This is a genomic window from Mesorhizobium sp. WSM3862, assembly GCF_002294985.1.
Lineage (GTDB): Bacteria > Pseudomonadota > Alphaproteobacteria > Rhizobiales > Rhizobiaceae > Mesorhizobium.
Window position 1 is genome coordinate 321,371 of the sequence record NZ_NSGE01000004.1, and the last position, 19,783, is coordinate 341,153.

The 19,783-nt window shown below is 64.0% G+C and carries 18 protein-coding genes; 13 read left to right on the forward strand and 5 right to left on the reverse strand.

Annotated features, from left to right (window positions below; translation table 11 throughout):
- Window positions 1–4: 4 nt before the first annotated feature.
- Window positions 5–190 (reverse strand): hypothetical protein, encoded by a 186-nt coding sequence (locus CK224_RS13995; RefSeq protein ID WP_095782167.1) that lies wholly within the window; start codon window positions 188–190, stop codon window positions 5–7.
- A 110-nt stretch (window positions 191–300) separates the two neighbouring features.
- On the opposite strand from CK224_RS13995, the gene gcvA (CK224_RS14000) reads away from it, so the two are divergent.
- From gcvA (CK224_RS14000) to CK224_RS14045, 10 genes are all read left to right on the forward strand, one after another.
- Complete coding sequence (gene gcvA, locus CK224_RS14000) at window positions 301–1,209, forward strand: transcriptional regulator GcvA (RefSeq protein WP_095782168.1); 909 nt, start codon at window positions 301–303, stop codon at window positions 1,207–1,209.
- Between the two features lie 162 nt (window positions 1,210–1,371).
- Window positions 1,372–2,682 carry a sugar ABC transporter substrate-binding protein gene (locus CK224_RS14005; RefSeq protein WP_095782169.1) on the forward strand — a complete coding sequence of 437 codons (1,311 nt, stop codon included), beginning with the start codon at window positions 1,372–1,374 and terminating at the stop codon, window positions 2,680–2,682.
- Between the two features lie 137 nt (window positions 2,683–2,819).
- Complete coding sequence (locus tag CK224_RS14010; protein ID WP_095782170.1) at window positions 2,820–3,692, forward strand: sugar ABC transporter permease; 873 nt, start codon at window positions 2,820–2,822, stop codon at window positions 3,690–3,692.
- Window positions 3,693–3,702: 10 nt separating this feature from the next.
- A complete protein-coding gene (locus CK224_RS14015) occupies window positions 3,703–4,527 on the forward strand; it encodes a carbohydrate ABC transporter permease (RefSeq protein ID WP_066999172.1) in 825 nt (274 codons plus the stop codon).
- Between the two features lie 34 nt (window positions 4,528–4,561).
- Window positions 4,562–5,566 carry an ABC transporter ATP-binding protein gene (locus tag CK224_RS14020; RefSeq protein WP_095782171.1) on the forward strand — a complete coding sequence of 335 codons (1,005 nt, stop codon included), beginning with the start codon at window positions 4,562–4,564 and terminating at the stop codon, window positions 5,564–5,566.
- Entirely contained in the window at window positions 5,563–6,333 is a 771-nt protein-coding gene (locus CK224_RS14025) for an L-iditol 2-dehydrogenase (RefSeq protein WP_095782172.1), read from the forward strand. The genes CK224_RS14020 and CK224_RS14025 overlap by 4 nt, the downstream gene beginning before the upstream one ends.
- Before the next feature lie 155 nt (window positions 6,334–6,488).
- Entirely contained in the window at window positions 6,489–7,967 is a 1,479-nt protein-coding gene (locus CK224_RS14030; RefSeq protein WP_095782173.1) for a mannitol dehydrogenase family protein, read from the forward strand.
- Between the two features lie 21 nt (window positions 7,968–7,988).
- Window positions 7,989–8,672, forward strand: a complete 684-nt coding sequence (locus tag CK224_RS14035; protein WP_095782174.1) for an HAD family hydrolase — start codon at window positions 7,989–7,991, stop codon at window positions 8,670–8,672.
- A complete protein-coding gene (locus tag CK224_RS14040) occupies window positions 8,666–10,252 on the forward strand; it encodes an FGGY-family carbohydrate kinase (protein WP_095782175.1) in 1,587 nt (528 codons plus the stop codon). Before CK224_RS14035 ends, CK224_RS14040 begins: the two co-directional genes overlap by 7 nt.
- 165 nt (window positions 10,253–10,417) lie before the next feature.
- Window positions 10,418–11,821, forward strand: a complete 1,404-nt coding sequence (locus tag CK224_RS14045) for an MATE family efflux transporter (protein WP_095782176.1) — start codon at window positions 10,418–10,420, stop codon at window positions 11,819–11,821.
- Between the two features lie 40 nt (window positions 11,822–11,861).
- On the opposite strand, the gene CK224_RS14050 is transcribed toward CK224_RS14045, so the two are convergent.
- The 4 genes from CK224_RS14050 to speB all read right to left on the reverse strand — a co-directional run bounded on the left by CK224_RS14050 (window position 11,862) and on the right by speB (window position 15,305).
- A complete protein-coding gene (locus CK224_RS14050) occupies window positions 11,862–12,506 on the reverse strand; it encodes an amino acid ABC transporter permease (RefSeq protein WP_095782177.1) in 645 nt (214 codons plus the stop codon).
- Window positions 12,503–13,171 carry an amino acid ABC transporter permease gene (locus CK224_RS14055; protein ID WP_066999196.1) on the reverse strand — a complete coding sequence of 223 codons (669 nt, stop codon included), beginning with the start codon at window positions 13,169–13,171 and terminating at the stop codon, window positions 12,503–12,505. Before CK224_RS14055 ends, CK224_RS14050 begins: the two co-directional genes overlap by 4 nt.
- A gap of 88 nt (window positions 13,172–13,259) precedes the next feature.
- Window positions 13,260–14,060, reverse strand: coding sequence for a transporter substrate-binding domain-containing protein (locus CK224_RS14060; protein ID WP_095782178.1), 801 nt, complete (start codon window positions 14,058–14,060; stop codon window positions 13,260–13,262).
- 189 nt (window positions 14,061–14,249) lie between these two features.
- Entirely contained in the window at window positions 14,250–15,305 is a 1,056-nt protein-coding gene (gene speB, locus CK224_RS14065; protein ID WP_095782179.1) for an agmatinase, read from the reverse strand.
- 214 nt (window positions 15,306–15,519) lie between these two features.
- Between speB and gcvA (CK224_RS14070) the strand changes: the two genes are divergently transcribed.
- The 3 genes from gcvA (CK224_RS14070) to CK224_RS14080 all read left to right on the forward strand — a co-directional run bounded on the left by gcvA (CK224_RS14070) (window position 15,520) and on the right by CK224_RS14080 (window position 19,598).
- Complete coding sequence (gcvA, locus tag CK224_RS14070; protein WP_095776924.1) at window positions 15,520–16,503, forward strand: transcriptional regulator GcvA; 984 nt, start codon at window positions 15,520–15,522, stop codon at window positions 16,501–16,503.
- A 298-nt stretch (window positions 16,504–16,801) separates the two neighbouring features.
- Window positions 16,802–18,106, forward strand: a complete 1,305-nt coding sequence (pncB, locus tag CK224_RS14075) for a nicotinate phosphoribosyltransferase (RefSeq protein WP_095776925.1) — start codon at window positions 16,802–16,804, stop codon at window positions 18,104–18,106.
- Between the two features lie 100 nt (window positions 18,107–18,206).
- A complete protein-coding gene (locus tag CK224_RS14080) occupies window positions 18,207–19,598 on the forward strand; it encodes a hypothetical protein (protein ID WP_095782180.1) in 1,392 nt (463 codons plus the stop codon).
- Window positions 19,599–19,783: the final 185 nt, after the last annotated feature.

The window sequence follows — 19,783 nt, forward strand, 5'->3', positions numbered from 1 at the left end:
CCGGCTATTTGTAGCGTCCATGCGGATCGTTGCCGTCGAGGAAGCCCATGTCCCGCTGCAGGTGCTCCGACAGTTCTCGGACATCGACATAGCCGCGCCTGCGGCTGGCGAACCACGAGAATTCCCGCGCCAGCAGCGAAATCCATCCATGTATTGGGGTCGAATCGAGTTTTTCCTGCATCGGGGTCATGATCGTCAGCCTTCGCTATGCTTGAACTGGAGTGATCGTCGACCCCAAATATCGGGCTGATCGGCACGTGCTTCCAATCAAACGTCGATCATGACCCATAAAGAGGCCTTATGCCCGATCTGAGCTCCCGGCAGAATGTCCAGCTCCCGCCCCTGCAGGCGATTCGGGTGTTCGAGGCCGTGGCCAGACACCTCTCCTTCACCAAGGCCGCCGAGGAGCTCGGCATGACCCAGGCCGCCGCGAGCTATCAGATCAAGCTTCTGGAAGAGCGCATCGGCGCGCCGCTGTTCCTGCGCCGTCCACGGCAGATCGAGCTGACCGAACCCGGCCAGCGTCTTGCGCCGGCTGTCAGCGAGGCATTCGCGCTGCTGAGCGGCGCCTATGCGGCCGCCCGAGCCGGCGCCGACGGCGTGCTTTGCGTTTCCACCCTGCTCACCTTCGCCTCGAACTGGCTGGCGCAGCATCTGGGATCCTTTCAGGTCGCGCACCCCTCGCTTGCCGTGCGCGTCGACACCTCGAACCGAGTCGTCGATTTCGCGCGCGAGGACGTCGACATCGCCATCCGCTCCGGCGGCGGCAAGTGGCCGGGCGTGGAAACGCATATGCTGTTCAGGGCCGACTTCACTCCGGTGCTCAGCCCCAGGCTTGCGGCGAGCATCGGCGGCGTCAAGGAGCCGGCCGACCTGCTCAAGCTCCCCATCCTCGATCCCGGCGACATCTGGTGGCAGGAATGGTTCGCGCTCGCCGGCCTGCCCGCGGAGGAACTCGCCAGCCGCCCCGGCACCAGCATGGGCGCGCAGGCCTATGAGGCCAATGCCGCGATGGCCGGGCAAGGTGTTGCGATCGTCACCAGCGCCCTGTTCAAGAACGAGCTTGCCGACGGCCGGCTGATCCAGCCCTTCGACCTCGTCGGCGACGACGGCCACGCCTACTGGCTGGTCTATCCCACTGCCCGGCGCAACGTGCCGAAGATCCGCGCCTTCCGCGATTGGATTCTCGCCGAGATCGCCTGTCATTAGGCCGGCATCACAGCCTGCCGTCTCCGCTGCGCATCGCCCAGACGGGCGCGGCATCGATTTGTGCTGCGCTGCAGCATCGATTCCGCCTTGACATAATTCACACTTAGTGAGTAATTGCCCACAGCCAAGGCAAATGCTCATCTTGGTTTTAGGGAGGAATTGATGAAACTTCGCACGCTCACCCTGGGCCTGTTGTCGGCCAGCGCCCTTGCATTCGCCGCGCATGCCGAATCCATCACCATCGCCACCGTCAACAATGGCGACATGGTCCGCATGCAGAAGCTGACGGACGACTTCACGAAGGCCAATCCCGACATCCAGCTCAACTGGGTCACGCTCGAAGAGAACGTGCTGCGCGAGCGCGTCACCACCGACATCGCCACCAAGGGTGGCCAGTACGACGTCTTGACCATCGGCACTTACGAGGTTCCGATCTGGGCCAAGCAGAGCTGGCTCTTGCCGCTCGAGAAGCTCGGCGATGACTACGACGTCAAGGACATCATCCCGGCCATTGCCGGCGGCCTTTCGGTCGACGGCAAGCTCTATGCCGCGCCCTTCTACGGCGAGAGCTCCTTCGTCATGTACCGCAAGGACCTGATGGAGAAGGCGGGGCTCAAAATGCCCGACGCGCCGACCTGGGACTTCATCAAGGAGGCCGCCGACAAGATGACCGATCGGGCCAATGGCGTGAACGGCATCTGCCTGCGCGGCAAGGCCGGCTGGGGCGAGAACATGGCCTTCCTGACCGCCATGTCGAACTCCTTCGGCGCCCGCTGGTTCGATGAGAACTGGAAGCCGCAATTCGAGCAGCCGGAATGGAAGAACACGCTGCAGTTCTATGTCGACCTGATGAAGGCAGATGGTCCTGAGGGCGCGTCCTCCAACGGCTTCAACGAGAATCTTGCGCTCTTCCAGCAGGGCAAGTGCGGCATGTGGATCGATGCCACCGTCGCCGCGTCCTTCGTCTCCGACCCGAAGGCCTCGCAGGTCGCCGACAAGGTCGGCTATGCGCTGGCGCCCGACAAGGGTCTCGGCAAGCGCGGCAACTGGCTGTGGGCATGGTCTCTCGCCATCCCCGCCGGCACCAAGAAGGCGGACGCCGCCGAGAAGTTCGTCTCTTGGGCGACCTCGAAGCACTACCTCGACCTGGTGGCTTCGAAGGAAGGCTGGGCCAACGTTCCGCCCGGAACGCGGACCTCGCTCTACAACAATCCGGAGTACCAGAAGGCAGCGCCCTTCGCGAAGATGACCCTGGACTCCATCAATGCCGCCGACCCGACGCATCCGACCGTCAAGCCGGTGCCCTATGTCGGCGTGCAGTTCGTGGCCATCCCGGAATTCCAGGGCCTCGGCACCACCGTCGGCCAGCTCTTCTCCGCCGCCCTTGCCGGCCAGTCGAGCGTCGATGATGCGCTGAAGCAGGCCCAGGACGCGGCGACTGCCGCGATGACCGAAGGCGGCTACCTCAAGTAAGGCTCCTCCCGGTGCCGAACGCCGGTAGCGGATCATGACCGGCATAGGCCGGCCGAAACCCAGTTCGGGCGGCCACCTTTGCAATCAGGAATTCTGGCACAAGTCTAAATCCGGCTGACCTTGGGAGGGTGACCGTCATGGCTACTCAGCAAACCCGTTCGCTTGCCCGTTTCATGATGGCGCCGTCGGTGATCCTGCTGTTCATCTGGATGATCGTGCCACTGGTCTTTACGCTGTGGTTCTCGTTCCTCCAGTACAACCCGCTCAATCCGATCCGCGATGGGTTCGTCTGGTTCGCCAATTACAAGCTCTTCTACTCCAACCCCGCCTTCCTGCAGTCGATCCTCAACACATTGACCATCGTCGTCAGTGTCCTGGCCATCACCGTGATCGGCGGCATCCTTTTGGCGCTGCTGCTCGACCAGCCGATCTGGGGTCAGGGCTTCGTGCGCATCCTGGTCATCTCGCCGTTCTTCGTCATGCCGCCGGTGGCGGCACTTGTCTGGAAGAACATGATCATGCACCCGCAATACGGCGTCTTTGCCGATATTGCCCGCTTCTTCGGCGCCAACCCGATCGACTGGTTCGGTCAGCATCCTCTGACCGCCGTCATCCTGATCGTCGCCTGGCAATGGCTGCCCTTCGCGACGCTGATCCTGCTCACCTCGCTCCAATCGCTTGACGGTGAGCAGAAGGAGGCGGCCGAGATGGATGGCGCCGGCTTCCTCAGCCGCTTCTGGTACTTGACGCTGCCGCACATGTCGCGCGCCATCACCGTCGTCATCCTGATCCAGACGATCTTCCTGCTCTCGGTCTATGCCGAGATCCTGGTCACCACCAATGGCGGTCCCGGCTACGCCTCCACCAACCTGCCGTTTCTCGTCTACCAGAAGGCGCTCTTGGAATTCAAAATCGGCCAGGCGTCAGCAGGCGGCGTCATTGCGGTCATTCTCGCCAACATAGTCGCCTTCTTCGTCATGCGCGCGGTCGGCAGGAACCTGGACAAGTAGGGAGGATAGAATGGCACGCGCAGTCACCACCCAGCACAAGACGATCGCAACAGTCGCGGCCTGGGTCGTCGCCCTGCTGATCTTCTTCCCGATCCTTTATACGATCATCACATCCTTCAAGTCGGAGCAGGAGGCGATCCAGGGCTTCGCCCTGATCCCGTCGGGCACCACCGAAAGCTATTCGGAAGTGCAGGCGCAGAGCGGCTATTTCAAGTTCTTCCTCAATTCGGTGATCCTGTCGGTCGGCTCGACCGTCCTTGCGCTCATCGTCGCCGTGCCGGCGGCCTGGTCGATGGCCTTTTCGCCGACCAAGCGGACCAAGGACATCCTGATGTGGATGCTCTCCACCAAGATGATGCCGGCCGTCGCCGTGCTGTTCCCGATCTATCTGATCTTCCGCGACACCGGCCTGCTCGACAGCCGCATCGGCCTCACCGTCATGCTGATGCTGATCAACCTGCCGATCGTGGTCTGGATGCTCTACACCTATTTCCGCGAGATCCCGGGTGAGATCCTCGAAGCGGCGCGCATGGACGGCGCCTCGCTGTGGAACGAGATCATCTATGTGCTGACGCCCATGGCTGTTCCCGGCATTGCCTCGACCATGCTCTTGAACATCATCCTGGCTTGGAACGAGGCGTTCTGGACGATCCGCCTGACCACCACCGAGGCCGCACCGCTCACCGCCTTCATCAGCTCCTTCTCCAGTCCGCAGGGCCTGTTCTGGGCCAAGCTCTCGGCCGCCTCGACATTGGCGATCGCGCCGATCCTGATCATGGGCTGGTTCAGCCAGAAGCAGCTGGTGCGCGGCCTGACCTTTGGCGCCGTGAAGTAAGCCGTAAGCGGCGGACGAAATCCGGGAGGAAACCATGGGAAACATCACGCTCAAGAACGTCTCCAAGTCCTTCGGGTCGACGACGATCATTCCGAACATCGATCTCGCCATCGAGGACGGCGAGTTCGTCGTGTTCGTCGGCCCCTCGGGTTGCGGCAAGTCCACGCTGCTCAGGCTGATCGCCGGGCTGGAGGACACCAGCGGCGGCACCATCAGCATCGATGGCCGCGACGTCACCCGCGAGGCGCCGGCCAAGCGCAAGCTTGCCATGGTCTTCCAGTCCTACGCGCTCTATCCGCATATGACGGTCGCCAAGAACATCGCCTTCCCGCTGAAGATGGCCGGGGAGGACCAGGCGACCATCGACAAGAAGGTCAAGGACGCGGCGCGCGTCTTGAACCTCACCAACTATCTCGAGCGGCGCCCGGGCCAGCTCTCCGGCGGCCAGCGCCAGCGCGTCGCCATCGGCCGCGCCATCGTGCGCCAGCCATCGGCCTTCCTGTTCGACGAGCCGCTGTCCAACCTCGACGCCGCCCTGCGCGGCACCATGCGGCTGGAGATCAGCGAACTGCATCATCAGCTGAAGACGACGATGATCTATGTCACCCACGACCAGGTCGAGGCCATGACCATGGCCGACAAGATCGTCGTGCTAAATGCCGGCAACATCGAGCAGGTCGGCTCGCCGATGGAACTCTACAAGACGCCGAAGAACCTGTTCGTCGCCGGCTTCATCGGCTCGCCGAAGATGAACTTGATCGAAGGCGCGCCGGCCGACAAATATGGCGCCAAGACCATCGGCATCCGGCCCGAGCACATCAACATCTCGACCACGGAGGGCGACTGGAAGGCGACGGTCGGCGTTGCCGAGCATCTCGGCTCCGACACCTTCCTGCATGTCCAGACCGACGGCATCGGCACGATCAATGTGCGCGCCGACGGCGAGGTTGCCGTCAAGCACGGCGACACCGTCTACCTGACGCCCGACAAGGCCAAGCTCCATCGCTTCGGCGCCGACGGCAAGGCGCTGGCGCAGTGAGGCTCAAAGGCAAATCGGCGCTGATCACCGGATCGGCGCGCGGCATCGGCAGGGCCTTCGCCGAAGCCTATGTTCGCGAAGGCGCCACGGTAGCGATTGCCGACATCAATCTCGAAGCGGCGGAAGCGACGGCAAAGGATATCGGCTCTGCCGCTTACGCGATCCGGCTCGACGTCACCGACCAGTCCTCGATCGAGGCCAGCGTGAAAGCCGTCGAAGCGAACGCCGGCGGCCTCGACATCCTGATCAACAATGCCGCCTTGTTCGACCTTGCGCCCATCGTCGAGATCAGCCGCGCGAGCTACGACAAGCTCTGCTCCGTCAATGTCGCCGGCACGCTGTTCATGCTGCAGGCCGCGGCCCGCTCGATGATCGCTGCCGGCCGGGGCGGCAGGATCATCAACATGGCGAGCCAAGCCGGACGCCGCGGCGAGCCGCTGGTCGCGGTCTATTGCGCCACCAAGGCCGCCGTCATCTCGCTTACCCAGTCGGCCGGACTCGACCTGATCAAGCACCGCATCAACGTCAACGCCATCGCACCGGGCGTCGTCGACGGCGAGCATTGGGATCACGTCGATTCGCTGTTCGCCAAATATGAGAACCGGCCGAAGGGCGAGAAGAAGAGGCTCGTCGGCGAAAGCGTGCCCTATGGCCGCATGGGTCGAGCCGAAGATCTGACTGGCATGGCGGTTTTCCTCGCCAGTGAAGAAGCCGAATACATTGTCGCCCAGACCTACAACGTCGATGGCGGTCAATGGATGAGTTGAGGGGGAAGCGCGCCTCCCTTCCTCCGGGGAGGACGCGTCGCGGGGCAGGTGAGGGGCGCATACCGGCAAACGGATGCTGCCCCTCACCGCTCGCCCCAAGCGGGTGAATTGGGGGTTGGATTGTCGGGCTGCATATCGGCCAAAGGGTAAGTAAGATGACCGTGAAACTCTCTTCCTCGAACCTCGCAAAGCTTCCGTCGAAGGTTTCCGGTCCGAAATACGATCGCGCCGCGCTGAAGGCCGGCATCGTGCATTTCGGCGTCGGCAACTTCCACCGCTCGCACCAGGCTGTCTATCTCGACGACCTGTTCAATTCCGGCCTCGGCCATGACTGGGCGCTGATTGGCGCCGGCGTGTTCGAGGGCGAGAAGGCCGGCCGCGCCAGGCTGCAGGAGCAGGACTGGCTGACCACCGTGGTCGAGCAGGACCAGGGCCATATGAGCGCCCGCGTCACCGGCGCCATGGTCGATTTCCTGATGCCGGGCGATGCTGAGGCGATCGTCGAGCAGCTCGCCGACCCTGCGATCAAGATTGTGTCGCTGACCATCACCGAGGGCGGCTATTTCATCGATCCGGCCTCCGGAAAGTTCAATCCGGCCCATCCCGACATTGTCGCCGATGCCCAGCCGGGTGCGGCACCGAAGACGGTCTTCGGCATCATTCTTGCCGGACTGGTGCGCCGGCGCGCCGGCGGCATCGTGCCGTTCACGGTCATGTCCTGCGACAACATCCCCCACAATGGCCACGTCACCTCCGACGGCGTCATCGGCCTTGCCCGGCTGATCGACGAGGCTCTGGCCAACTGGGTGAGGGACAATGTCGCTTTCCCGAACGGCATGGTCGACCGCATCACGCCGGCCACCACCGATCGCGAGCGCAGCATTCTGGCCAATGATTTCGGGCTGGAGGACAATTGGCCGGTCTTCTGCGAACCGTTCAAACAATGGGTGCTGGAAGATCGTTTCACCGCCGGTCGGCCGCCGCTGGAACAGGCCGGCGTCCAATTCGTCAAGGATGTCTCGCCTTACGAGCTGATGAAGATCCGCATCTTGAACGGCGGCCACGCAGCCATCGCCTATCCGGCGGGCCTGATGGACATCCATTTCGTGCATGAGGCGATGCAGGAGCCGCTGGTGCGCGGCTTCCTCGCCAAGCTGGAGCGCGACGAGATCATCCCGACCGTGCCGCCGGTGCCGGACACGGTACTCGAGGATTACTACCAGCTCATCGAGCGCCGCTTCTCCAACCCCAAGATCGGCGACACCATCCGAAGGCTTTGCCTCGACGGTTCCAACCGCCAGCCGAAATTCATCATTCCGACCGCTGCGGACCGGCTGATGGCGGGCAAAGGTGTTGCCGGCCTGGCCCTGGAGTCCGCGCTCTGGTGCCGCTACTGCTTCGGCACCACCGACAGCGGCGCCGTCATCGAGCCGAACGATCCGAGCTGGGACCGGATGCAGGCGACCGCCAAAGCCGCGAAGAATTCGCCCGAGGCCTGGCTGGCGATGGACGACATCTATGGCGATGTCGGCCGCTCCGCCGTCTTTGCCGAAGCTTTCGCCCATGCGCTGAACGAATTGTGGGCGAACGGCGCGCGCGAAACCTTGACGCGCTATCTCGCCGGCAAGCTCTGAAGCTCTTTGGACGCAGCCGCAATGACGCCCGAGCTCGTCATCTTCGACTGTGACGGCGTGCTGGTCGACAGCGAGGCGCTTTCGGTCTCGGCGTTGCTGGGCATGATCGAGCTCGCCGGCGGCACGGTCTCGGAGGACGTCGCCTACGAGCATTTCCTCGGCAAGAGCATGAAGAGCGTGCGCGAGCTCCTCGGCAGCGATTTCGGGCTTGAGATCAGCGACCAGCATCTTACCGCCATGCGCGTCGAGCTGATGCGCAAGTTCCGCGAGGAGCTGAAGCCGATCCCCGGCATCAAGGAGATCCTGCCGAAGCTTGGCCTGCCCCATTGCGTCGCCTCTTCCGGCACGCTGGAGCGCATCCGCTACGCCCTCGAGTGCACCGGCCTGCTGGGCCTGCTGGAGCCGCACCTCTTCAGCGCCGCCATGGTCAAGCGCGGCAAGCCGGCGCCGGACCTGTTCCTCCATGCCGCCGCCGCGATGCGCGCTGATCCGGGCAAATGCCTTGTCATCGAGGACAGCCCGGCGGGCATCGCCGCGGCGCGTGCGGCGGGCATGCGTGTCTTTGCCTTCACCGGCGGATCGCATGCAAACAACCCTGCGCTCAAGGCGCGGCTTGCGTCGACCGAACCGGACTTTATATTCGCTGACATGCTGCAATTGCCCGACCTGATTGCAGACCTGGGAGCGAGAGTAAAAGCATCTTGACGAGTTTTGTTTGCGCGGTCGATGTCGGCACCGGGAGCGCTCGCGCGGGCATTCTCGACTCGCATGGCAACCTGCTCGGCCGCGCCGAGCGGCCGATCGCCATGCACCAGCCTAAGCCCGATCACGCGGAGCACGATTCGGAAAATATCTGGTCGGCAGTCTGCGCTGCCGTGCGGGCCGCGCGCGAGAAGACGAACGTCGCCGCATCGGATATTGTCGGCATCTCCTTTGACGCCACCTGCTCGCTGGTGGTGCGCGGCAGGCAGGGCGATCAGCTGAGCGTCTCGGTCACGGGAGAGAAGCGCTGGGACACCATTGTCTGGCTCGACCATCGCGCCATCGCCGAAGCCGACGAATGCACCAGAAGCGGCCATGCGGTGCTCGACTATATCGGCGGGGTGATGTCGCCGGAAATGGAAACGCCGAAGCTGATGTGGCTGAAGCGCAACCTGCCCGCCACCTGGAATGAAGCCGGCTATCTGTTCGATCTCGCCGATTTCCTGACCTGGAAAGCGACCGGATCGCTCGCCCGCTCGCAATGCACGCTGACGGCCAAATGGACGTATCTCGCGCATGAGGAGACGGGCTGGCGGCGCGATTTCTTCAAGCTCGTCGGCATCGGCGATCTCTTCGAGCATGGCAATCTTCCGGACAAGGCGAGCCCCGTCGGCACCGATATCGGGCAACTCACGGCCGATGCGGCGGCAGATCTCGGCCTGACGGAGAAATGCCGGGTCGGCGCCGGGGTGATCGACGCCTATGCCGGCGCGCTCGGCGTGCTCGGCGGCTTTGCCGGCGACGAGAAGGACATCAGCCGGCACCTGGCGCTGATTGCCGGCACCTCGTCCTGCGTCATGGCGATGTCGCAGGATCCGCAGCCCTTCGCCGGCGTCTGGGGACCATATTATGGCGCGGCGTTGCCAAAGCTTTGGCTGTCGGAGGGCGGTCAGTCGGCGACCGGCGCTCTGCTCGACCACATCATCCGCTGGCACGGCGCCGGCGGCGAGCCGGATGCGGCAATGCATGCCAGGATCGCCAAGCGCGTCGCCGAACTGCGCGCCGCCGAGGGCGATGCGCTGGCGGCGCGGCTGCATGTGCTGCCGGATTTCCACGGCAATCGCTCGCCGCTCGCCGACCCGCACGCGGTTGGCGTCGTCAGCGGGCTGACACTCGATTCCTCCTTCGACAGTCTGTGCAAGCTCTACTGGCGCACCGCCGTCGGCATCGCGCTCGGCGTACGCCATGTGCTCGAGGCGCTGAACGAGAACGGCTATTTGATCGACACGCTGCACGTCACCGGCGGCCACACCAAGAACCCGCTCTTGATGGAACTCTATGCCGATGCCACCGGCTGCACCGTCATCGAGCCGCTGGCCGACGAGGCGGTGCTGCTCGGCACCGCCATGGTCGCGGCGACCGCCGCTGGGCTTTACGCCGACCTGAACGCCGCTTGCGTGGCCATGCAGCAGGGCGGCAGGACGCGGCCCCCAAATCCGGCCGCCGGCGCTCGCTTCGACCGCGACTATCGCATCTTCCTCGAAATGCACCGCCAGCGGCAGGCGCTCGACGCCATCCAATAGAAGGCCCGGCTCCTGCGCTTCCCGCTGGCTCAATAGGTCGCCGCTCCTCCTCCTTGCCAATATGTCGCATTTCGTTCACAAGACGGCGCAAACGGCGCCATTTTGCGCCGTTTGCGTGCGGCTTCCGGGCGTTGTCCCGACGCGCCGTGGTCTGAAGAGCGAAAAATGTCTGCGATCGAAGCCGGCGCTCGCGCGCCGGAAAATTTTTGGCGTCAGGAAATCAGGGCGACATTGTTGCTTGCCTGGCCGATGGTGCTCACCAACCTCGGCCAGACCGCCATGACCGCGACCGACGTCATGATGATGGGCCGTTTGGGACCCGATACGCTGGCCGCCGGCGCGCTCGGCTCCAATCTCTATTTCATGCCGCTGATCTTCGGGCTTGGCCTGATGCTCGCCACCTCGCCGATGATGGCGACCGAGCTCGGCCGCCGCCGCCATTCGGTGCGCGACCTGCGCCGCACCGTGCGCCAAGGACTCTGGCTGGCGGTCCTCGTCTCGATCCCGATCTGGTTGTTCCTCTGGCATGGCGAAGAAGTGCTTTTGGCCATGGGGCAGAAGCCGGACCTCGCGCACCAGGCAGGCATCTACCTGCACTGGCTGCAATGGGCGGTGCTGCCTTTTTACGGTTATATCGTGCTGCGCTCCTTCATCTCGGCGCTGGAGCGGCCCGGCTGGGCGCTGATCATCGTTTTCGTCGCCGTCGCCTGCAATGCCTTCTTCAATTGGGTCTTCATGTTCGGCAACCTCGGCGTCCGCCCGATGGGCATCGCCGGCTCGGGCCTCGCCACCTCGCTTTCCAGCATGCTGATGTTTGTTGGACTGGCGGCCGTGGTGGTGCTGGAGAAAAAATTCCGCCGCTATCACCTCTTCGGCCGCTTCTGGCGCTCCGACTGGCCGCGCTTCCGTGGCCTGCTGAGGCTCGGCCTGCCGATCGCCGGCATCCTCGCCTTCGAGGTGACGATCTTCAATGCGGCAGCCCTGCTGATGGGTCTGATCGACGCGGATTCGCTGGCAGCCCACGCGATTGCCATCCAGATCGCCTCGATCTCCTTCATGGTGCCGCTCGGCCTCAACCAGGCGGTCACCGTGCGCGTCGGCCTGGCACATGGCGCCGGCAATCCCGAGGGCGTCTCGCGCGCCGGCTGGACCAGCTTTGTCATCGGCGTCTCCTTCATGGCGCTGATGGGGCTGGTGATGATCCTGTGGCCGCATCTTTTGATCAGCGCCTTCATCGATCTCGCCGATCCGGCCAATGCCAGGGTGATCACGCTTGCCGTGTCCTTCCTGGTGTTCGCGGCGCTGTTCCAGATCTTCGACGGCGCCCAGGCGGTGGCCGCCGGCATGCTGCGCGGCCTGCACGATACCAAGGTGCCGATGATCTATGCCGCGATCGGCTATTGGGGGGTCGGCCTTCCGCTCGGCGTGCTGCTCGCCTTCCATTTCGGCTTTCACGGCGTCGGCATCTGGATCGGCCTGTCGTCAGGCCTGGCGGTGGTGGCGGTGCTCCTGCTCGTCCGTTGGCTGCGGCGCGATCGCATCGCGCCGGCCTTGTCGTTCAGCCATTGAGGAGAGCGGCCGCCGGTCAGCCAGCGGCCCTCGTCAACATTCAGTGTGCGGAGACACGCTCGAGCCGTCGCGCATATTGCGTCAGCGGGAAGCACATGACGAAGAAGATCAGCGCCACCAGCCCATAGACGGTGAAGGGCTCGAAGGTCGCGTTGTTGATGGCGTTGGAGGTCCTGACCAACTCCTCGAAACCGATGATCGAGGTCAGCGCCGTCGATTTAATCAGCTGCACCAGGAAGCCGACGGTCGGGGCGCGCGTGATGGCGAAGGCCTGCGGCAGGATGATCAGCCTGAGTTCCTGCAGATAATGCAGTCCGAGACTGGCGCCGGCGTCCCACTGGCCGCGCGGCAGCGCATCGACACCGCTGCGCCAGATCTCGGCGAGATAGGCGCTGGCAAAGAAGGTGAGGCCGAGCGCCGCGGCGGTCCATGGCTCGATGCGCAGCCCCAACATCGGCAGGCCGAAGAACATCAGGAAAAGCTGCATGAGGAGCGGCGTGCCCTGGAACAGCGCGATATAGCCGGAAGCGATCCGCTTGATCCATTTGTTCTTGGCTATGCGGAAGAACAGCACGACCAGCCCGACCAGCGCGCCGCCGACGAAGGCCGAAAGCGACAACAGCACCGTCCAGCGCGCGGCGAGCAGAAGGTTGCGCAATATGTCCCAGAGGGTGAATTCGATCATGACACGCCGGCTCCGAGCGCGCGGCGTCCGCCGCTGACCAGCAGCCGGCGCAGCCCCATCGACAGGCCGAGATAGACCATGGTCACCACCAGATAGGTTTCGAAGGCGCGGAAGGTGCGCGCCTGCAGCATGTCGGCCTCGTAGGTCAGTTCACGCACCGCGATCTGCGACACCACGGCCGATTCCAGCATCATGATGACGATCTGGCTGGTCAGCGCCGGATAGATCACTTTCAGCGCCTGCGGCAGCACGATCTTTATGAACACCTGTCTGGGCCTGAGCCCGAGCGCAAGCGCTGCCTCCGTCTGCCCGCGCGGCACTGCGTCCAGACCCGCGCCGACGATCTCGATCGTGTAGGCCGCCATGTTGAGCGTCATCGCCAGCATGGCGGCCAGGATCGGATCGAGTCGGATGCCGAGGCTGGGCAGGCCGAAGAAGATGAAGAACAGCTGCACCAGGAACGGCGTGTTGCGCATCACCTCGACATACCAGCCGATCGCCAGCTTGAGCGGCCTCGGGCCGTTCCGGCGGCCGGCGGCGCCCAGGATGCTGAGGAAAGTGCCGGCGAGCGTGGTGACGACGATCAGAAGCAGCGTCATCGCCGCGCCGCGCGCGATCGCGCCCGCTGCACCCGCAAGCCAGCCGAAGTCGAGGCTGTAGCCCATCGCGATTGGCCCTGTTGGAAAGCGTGTAGCGCAAGAAGCAAGTACGGGAGCGGTTCAGCGCTTCAGGCGCGCTGAACCGCTCCGGGGATCAATCCTTGAGGTTGTCGGGATTGAGCGGCGTCTTCAGCCAGGCCTTCGAGCTCTCGTCCAGCTTGCCGTCCGCCAGCATCTTGGCGACCGCATCGTTCACCGCCTTCTTCAGCCTGTCCTCGTTCTTGTTGAGGCCGATATGCGAGGGCGAGGTCAGCAGCTGGAACTTCTGCTCGGGCTTCAATGCAACCTGCTTGGCCAGCACCTGCGCGCCGACATCGTTGCCGACCACCATCAGCTGCGTCTGTCCGGAGATGAAGGCCTGGATGACGGAATTGTAGTTGTCGAAACGGCGGATGTCGGCCGAGGCGGGCGCCGCCTGGGTGAGCGAGGTATCCTCCAGCGTGCCGCGATTGACGGCGATCGACTTGTCGGCAAGGTCGTCCTTGCCTTTGACGGCAAGCTCGGCCGGGCCGATTACGGCGATGTAATAGGGCGCGTAGGCGGCGGCGAAATCGATCACCTGCTCGCGCTCCTTCGAATAGCCGACGCTCATCAGGATATCGACGCGCTTGTCGGTGAGATACGGGATGCGATTTTGGCCGGTGACGCTGACGAGGTTCAGCTTCACCTTCAAGGAATCGGCGATCGCCTGCGCGACGTCGATGTCATAGCCCTTGATGCTCATGTCGGCGCTGGCCGAGGAAAAAGGCGGGAAGTCGGAGAAGATGCCGACATTGATGGCGCCGGCCTTGGTGATGTCGTCGATGGCGTCGGCCTTGGCCTGCGAGGCAAGACCGGCGGCGCCGAGCATGATGAGTGCCGCAAGTGCGGATTTCAGTGTGCTGTGAAGAGTCATTTTAGTTCCCCTGCTGGAAGCTTGTTGTTGAAACCGGCCGCCGGCTCCAGCGCGACGGCCGTACTGGTTAGCAATTCCAGGAAAAGCGGGAAGCGGTCTACGCTTGGCGACTTCGCCATAGCTTCCGTCCGGAATTGCGTAAAAACAAAGCGGTTCCCCGTTTCCATGAAGCGGTGAAACGCTCTCGCGTCAGCCCTTCTTGATTGCCGGGCTGAACACCATCAGGCTCAGGATCTCGAACAGGACTTGCGCGCCGACATGGGCGGTGTTGGTGGTCGCGTCATATTGCGGCGCCACCTCGACGACGTCGCCGCCGACGATGTTGAGGCCCTTCAGGCCGCGCAGCAGCTCGAGCACCTCGCGCGTCGTCAGCCCGCCGACCTCAGGCGTGCCGGTGCCCGGCGCGAAGGCCGGATCGATGCTGTCGACGTCGAAGGAGATGTAGGTCGGGCCGTCGCCGACGATCTTCCGCGCCTTCTCGATGATGGCGGGGATGCCGAGGCCGGTCACCTCCTCGGCATGGACCACCGTCATGCCGGATTCGTAGGTGAACTCCCACAGATACTCGGCCGAGCCGCGAATGCCGATCTGGATCGTGCGGGTGGGATCGAGCACGCCGTCCAGGACCGCGTTGCGGAACGGTCCGCCGTGGTGGAACTTGGTCATGTCGAACAGCCCACTGGTGTCGCAATGGGCGTCGATGTGGATCATGCCGACGGGAGCCTGCTTACCGACCGCTTTCAGGATCGGATGGCTGATCGAGTGGTCGCCGCCGACCGAAAGCGGCAGCACGCCGGCGTCGACGATCTGGTTGGTGCGCTTTTCGATGTCCTCATGGCTGATCTCCAGCCGGTAACGGCTGCGGAACGGCGTGTCGCCGATGTCGGCGACGCGCAGCTCATGCGTCGGCGCGCATTCCAGCACGTGATTGTAGGGGCCGATGCGCTCGATGGCGCGCAGCGCCCGCGGCCCGAAGCGTGAGCCCGGCCGGTTGGTGACGCCAAGGTCCATCGGCACGCCAATCATCGCCACTTGCAAGTCGCCGAAATCCGGATTGTCGGCCGCCACCTGCCGGTACGGCGCGGCAAGGAAGGTCGGGATGCCGGAATAGGGCGCTAGCCGGGTGCCGCTTTTGCTGAAGATCTTGTCGGCGACCTTGCGGAATTTCGGGTCGAACATCTCGCCGCCATGGCTCTCGCCATATTTGCGGCGCAACGCTTCGAGCTTGCCGCGATCGTAACCCATGTCCGGTACTCCTCCGTGACTGCTTGCAGCGCGGCGGCTGCACCGACGGCTGCCAAGCCAGCAGTCATCCGGCTGATCGTTGCCCGCCGGCGCCTGCGAAATCTACGTCTGTTGAGCTGTTCCGGGCAAAAGTGTCGGGCAACTGTATTGAAAAATCAATTGATATTGTTAGGGTCTTTGCTGTGAGAAAATCTCACAAAGTCGGGAGCTGTCCTTGGCCAAGCGCTTGCCGCCGTTGAACCCGCTGCGCGCTTTCGAGGCGACGGCGCGACATGCCTCGCTGACCAAGGCGGCGGGCGAGCTCAACGTCACGCATGGCGCGGTCAGCCATCAGATCAAGGCGCTCGAGCAATCGCTCGGCGTAAAGCTTTTCCAGCGCGCGGGTCAGCGCGTGAAGCTGACGCCGCACGGCGCTGAGTTCCTGCCGGCGGTTTCGGCGGCCTTCGACGGCATCGCCGCCGCCACGCAGCGCATGACACGCCCCGCAAGCACCGGTGTGCTGTCGGTGTCCTGCGTGCCGGCGCTGCTCTTGTTGTGGATGACGCCGCGGCTCGGCTCCTTCACCGCGCAATATCCCGACATCCAGCTGACGCTGATCCCCTCCAACGACGCCAGGGACATCCGCGCGCCGCACATCGACGTCTGCGTGCATTATGGCGATGGCAGCTGGAGCGACTGCTGGATACGCAAATGGTCGGGTCTCGAGCTGTTTCCGGTGGTCAGCCCGACGCTAATCAACAACCGCCCGATCCGCAGCGTGCGCGACCTTGCCGACCACGTTTTCCTGCATGGCGACGACGGCCGCGAGTGGCACACCTGGCTGGCCGCCGCCGACGCGCTCGATCTGGAGCGCGGCCGCCGCCATCACCTCGGCGACGCGCGCATAGCGGTGGAGGCCGCCGTCCACGGCCACGGCGTGGCGCTCGGCGATTCCGTGACCGCGCGCGCCCTGCTCGCCAGGGGCATGCTCGTCGCGCCCTTCGCTTTGTCGGTGCCGGCGGTCGATGACTTCTATGTCGTCTGCCGCAACGAGATGCGCTCGGCGCCGATCGTCCAGCTTTTCATCGACTGGCTCTTTGCCGAAAAGGAGCAGGACGAGGGCCGCGCCGATGCGCCGGTCGCCGGCCGTGTGCCGAGCCGCCGGAAGCGCCCGGCGCTCAAGGTGATCGGGGCTAGAGCGATTCCAGGAAAAGTGTGAGCGGTCTTCCGTCCGGAGATGCGCGTCAACAACAAGAAAGCCAAGAGCATTTCGCGGTTTCCGTGCAACGCTGGAATGCTCTGGCGCAGTGTCATGATCGCTGGACTTGCATAGCTGGTTTTTGTCGGGCCAGCTTGCAAAGCAGGAAGCGCTTTCAAAAATACAATGCTAAGACCGCAGCTGGTTAACAATTCCGGGAGCTGCGCGGCGGTTTTCCGTCCGGAGTGCTTCATAACAGGGACTTGAGGCGCCGCGCTTGGAATCACGCAAGCGCGACGCGTTTTTTGGGTGAGCAGATATGGCACGAACCGATATAGCGCGGCGCGTCTACAACCACACCTGGAAGCTGGACCCCATCGTCCGCAGCCTGCTGGACACCGATTTCTACAAGCTTCTGATGCTGCAGATGATCTGGGGCATGTACCCCAAGGTCGACGCCACTTTCACGCTGATCAACCGCACGACCTCGGTGCGGCTCGCCGACGAGATCGACGAAGGCGAACTGCGCGAGCAGCTCGACCACGCTCGCACCTTGCGCTTCTCCAAGAAGGAGATGATCTGGCTCGGCGGCAACACCTTCTATGGCCGCAAGCAGATCTTCGAGCCGGAATTCCTCGCCTGGCTGGAGGATTTCCGCCTTCCCGACTATGAACTCACCAAGCGCGACGGCCAGTACGAACTGTCCTTCCCCGGTCCCTGGATGTACACCACGCTGTGGGAGATACCGGCGCTCGCCATCATCAACGAGCTGCGCTCGCGCGCCGCCATGCGCTCCTTCGGCCAGTTTGCGCTCGACGTGCTCTACGCCCGCGCCAAGGCCAAGATGTGGGCCAAGACCGAGCGGCTGAAGGCACTGCCCGGCATCCGCATCTCCGATTTCGGCACCCGCCGCCGCCACTCCTTCCTGTGGCAGCGCTGGTGCGTCGAGGCGCTGAAGGAAGGCATCGGCGAGGCTTTCACCGGCACGTCGAACGTGCTTCTGGCCATGGACAACGACCTCGAGGCGCTGGGCACGAATGCGCACGAGCTGCCTATGGTGTTTGCGGCACTTGCCAATTCCGTTGAGGAGCTGAGGCAGGCGCCCTACAAGGTGCTGCAGGACTGGCAGCGCTATTATGGCGGCAATCTGCTGATCGTGCTGCCCGACACGTTCGGCACGGCCGCTTTCCTGCGCGACGCGCCGGACTGGATCGCCGACTGGACCGGCTTCCGCCCCGACAGCGCGCCGCCGATCGAAGGCGGCGAGAAGATCCTCTCCTGGTGGCGCGAGAAGGGCAAGGATCCGAAACAGAAGCTGCTCATCTTCTCCGACGGGCTCGAGGTCGAGACTATCGAGGAGACCTACAAGCATTTCCGCGGCAAGGTGCGCATGTCCTTCGGCTGGGGCACCAACCTCACCAATGATTTCGAAGGCTGCGCGCCGACCGAGACCAGCAGCCTCGACGCCATCTCGCTGGTCTGCAAGGTCAGCGAAGCCAATGGCCGGCCGGCGGTCAAGCTCTCCGACAACCCCGCCAAGTCGACCGGCGATGAGAAGGAGATCAAGCGGTATTTGCGCATCTTCGGCGAGAAGGGGCGGGTGGAGCAGCTGGTCAAGGTGTGAGGGGTCGCCATCAGTGACCAGTGCTGATCCGGCTTTGTCACTCGAGACAGCGAGCCTCGATCGGCCGGGTTCCTTCGCCGTAGGGTGTAGGCCTTCGGGGTTGGCTTGCTTAACCACCGCCTTTGCCCTCCTCCCCACCCCCGCCTTCGCCCACGCCTCTGACCGCGGCCACGTCCTGCTTCTTCCCACGGGCTACTACATCGCTGGTGGCGCGCTTGCGGTGGCTTTCAGCTTTCTGACGCTGGCGCTGCTGCCGCCCGCCGCTCTTGACCGCTTCTGGCGCCGACGCCTCTCTTTGTTAACTGTCAGCGACCACCCGCGCACCGTCCTCAGCCTGTTTTCCCTTGCCGGCTTCGTGCTTCTCATCGCCACCGGCCTGTTCGGCAGCCGTGATCCACTCTCCAACCCCTTGCCTCTGGTGATCTGGACGCTGCTCTGGGCCGGTTTCACGCTGCTGCAGGGGGTACTTGGCGATCTCTGGTCCTGGCTCAACCCGTGGTACGGCCCCTGGCGCGTTGCATCTCGCGTCTTCAGCCTTCGCACTGACGAAGCCGAGCCATCGCTCCTTCCCAAATGGCTCGGCTACTGGCCGGCGTTCGTCCTGTTCTTCGGCTTCGCCTGGTTCGAGCTCATCGATCCCGCGCCCGACGATCCGTCGCGCCTGGCCTTCGCCGCCGGCATCTACTGGCTGCTCAGCTTCGCCGCCATATGCGTCTTCGGCTACGAAGACTGGAGTCGGCGCGGCGAATTCCTGACCGTCTTCTTCTCCATGGTCGCCCGCTTCGCGCCTTTGCAGCGCGAGAAAGGCCGGCTCCACCTCGGCTGGCCCGGTGCGAAGCTGCTTTCCGCCTCGTCGCTGCCGGCAAGCGGCACGGCGTTCCTGCTGCTGGCGCTCTCGTCCGTATCCTTCGACGGTCTTTCCAAAACCTTCTTCTGGCTCGGCCTGTTCGGCGTCAATCCGCTGGAATTTCCCGGCCGCACCGCGTTGATCGGCATCGGCAGCTTTGGCTTGGTGCTGACATTCATCTTGTTGGCGGCCGTGTTCGCGCTTGCCGTTTCACTCGGCCAGCGCCTTGCCGGCGACGGGCAACCGTTCGAGAAAGCCGCCGGCCTCCTGGTTTGGTCGATCGTGCCGATCGCGCTCGCCTACCACATCGCCCACTACCTCACGGCGCTGCTCGTCGACGGCCAATACGCGCTGGTCGCTTTGTCCGACCCGTTCGCGCTCGGCTGGAACCTGTTCGGCACCGCCGACAGGATGGTCGAGGCGGGCGTTGTCGCCGGCGCCGAGTCGGCCTGGTGGCTGTGGAATCTGCAGGCCGGCGTCATCATCGCCGGCCATGTGCTGGCGGTCCTGATCGCACACGGCCTAGCCTGGCGACTCCACCCGCAGCCGTCGCGCGCGGCGCTCAGCCAGCTGCCGCTGACGCTTCTGATGATCGCCTACACCATATTCGGCCTATGGCTGCTTGCTACGCCGACGGCGGGATGAGACAAGGGCCCGTCATGACGCGCGCATGACCCCGAAAATCGGGTTCGATTTTCGGAAAGGATCATGCGGAACATGAAAGTGCGCCAGCGTCCTTTGCGCGTCCCCTAGAGGACGCGCGGCGGCGCTGGAGTGGAAGCTCGCTTGCCACGTCACGGCTTTGGTGATTTAGTTTGTACACATGCAAT

Coding starts and splice junctions, on each gene's coding strand:
- CK224_RS14005 (WP_095782169.1), top strand. CDS start 1,372: ATGAAACTTCGCACGCTCACCCTGGGCCTGTTGTCGGCCAGCGCCCTT.
- CK224_RS14030 (WP_095782173.1), top strand. CDS start 6,489: ATGACCGTGAAACTCTCTTCCTCGAACCTCGCAAAGCTTCCGTCGAAG.
- speB (WP_095782179.1), bottom strand. CDS start 15,305: ATGGGTTACGATCGCGGCAAGCTCGAAGCGTTGCGCCGCAAATATGGC.
- CK224_RS14060 (WP_095782178.1), bottom strand. CDS start 14,060: ATGACTCTTCACAGCACACTGAAATCCGCACTTGCGGCACTCATCATG.
- CK224_RS14050 (WP_095782177.1), bottom strand. CDS start 12,506: ATGATCGAATTCACCCTCTGGGACATATTGCGCAACCTTCTGCTCGCC.
- CK224_RS14015 (WP_066999172.1), top strand. CDS start 3,703: ATGGCACGCGCAGTCACCACCCAGCACAAGACGATCGCAACAGTCGCG.
- CK224_RS13995 (WP_095782167.1), bottom strand. CDS start 190: ATGACCCCGATGCAGGAAAAACTCGATTCGACCCCAATACATGGATGG.
- CK224_RS14055 (WP_066999196.1), bottom strand. CDS start 13,171: ATGGGCTACAGCCTCGACTTCGGCTGGCTTGCGGGTGCAGCGGGCGCG.
- CK224_RS14045 (WP_095782176.1), top strand. CDS start 10,418: ATGTCTGCGATCGAAGCCGGCGCTCGCGCGCCGGAAAATTTTTGGCGT.
- CK224_RS14035 (WP_095782174.1), top strand. CDS start 7,989: ATGACGCCCGAGCTCGTCATCTTCGACTGTGACGGCGTGCTGGTCGAC.
- CK224_RS14020 (WP_095782171.1), top strand. CDS start 4,562: ATGGGAAACATCACGCTCAAGAACGTCTCCAAGTCCTTCGGGTCGACG.
- CK224_RS14010 (WP_095782170.1), top strand. CDS start 2,820: ATGGCTACTCAGCAAACCCGTTCGCTTGCCCGTTTCATGATGGCGCCG.
- gcvA (WP_095782168.1), top strand. CDS start 301: ATGCCCGATCTGAGCTCCCGGCAGAATGTCCAGCTCCCGCCCCTGCAG.
- pncB (WP_095776925.1), top strand. CDS start 16,802: ATGGCACGAACCGATATAGCGCGGCGCGTCTACAACCACACCTGGAAG.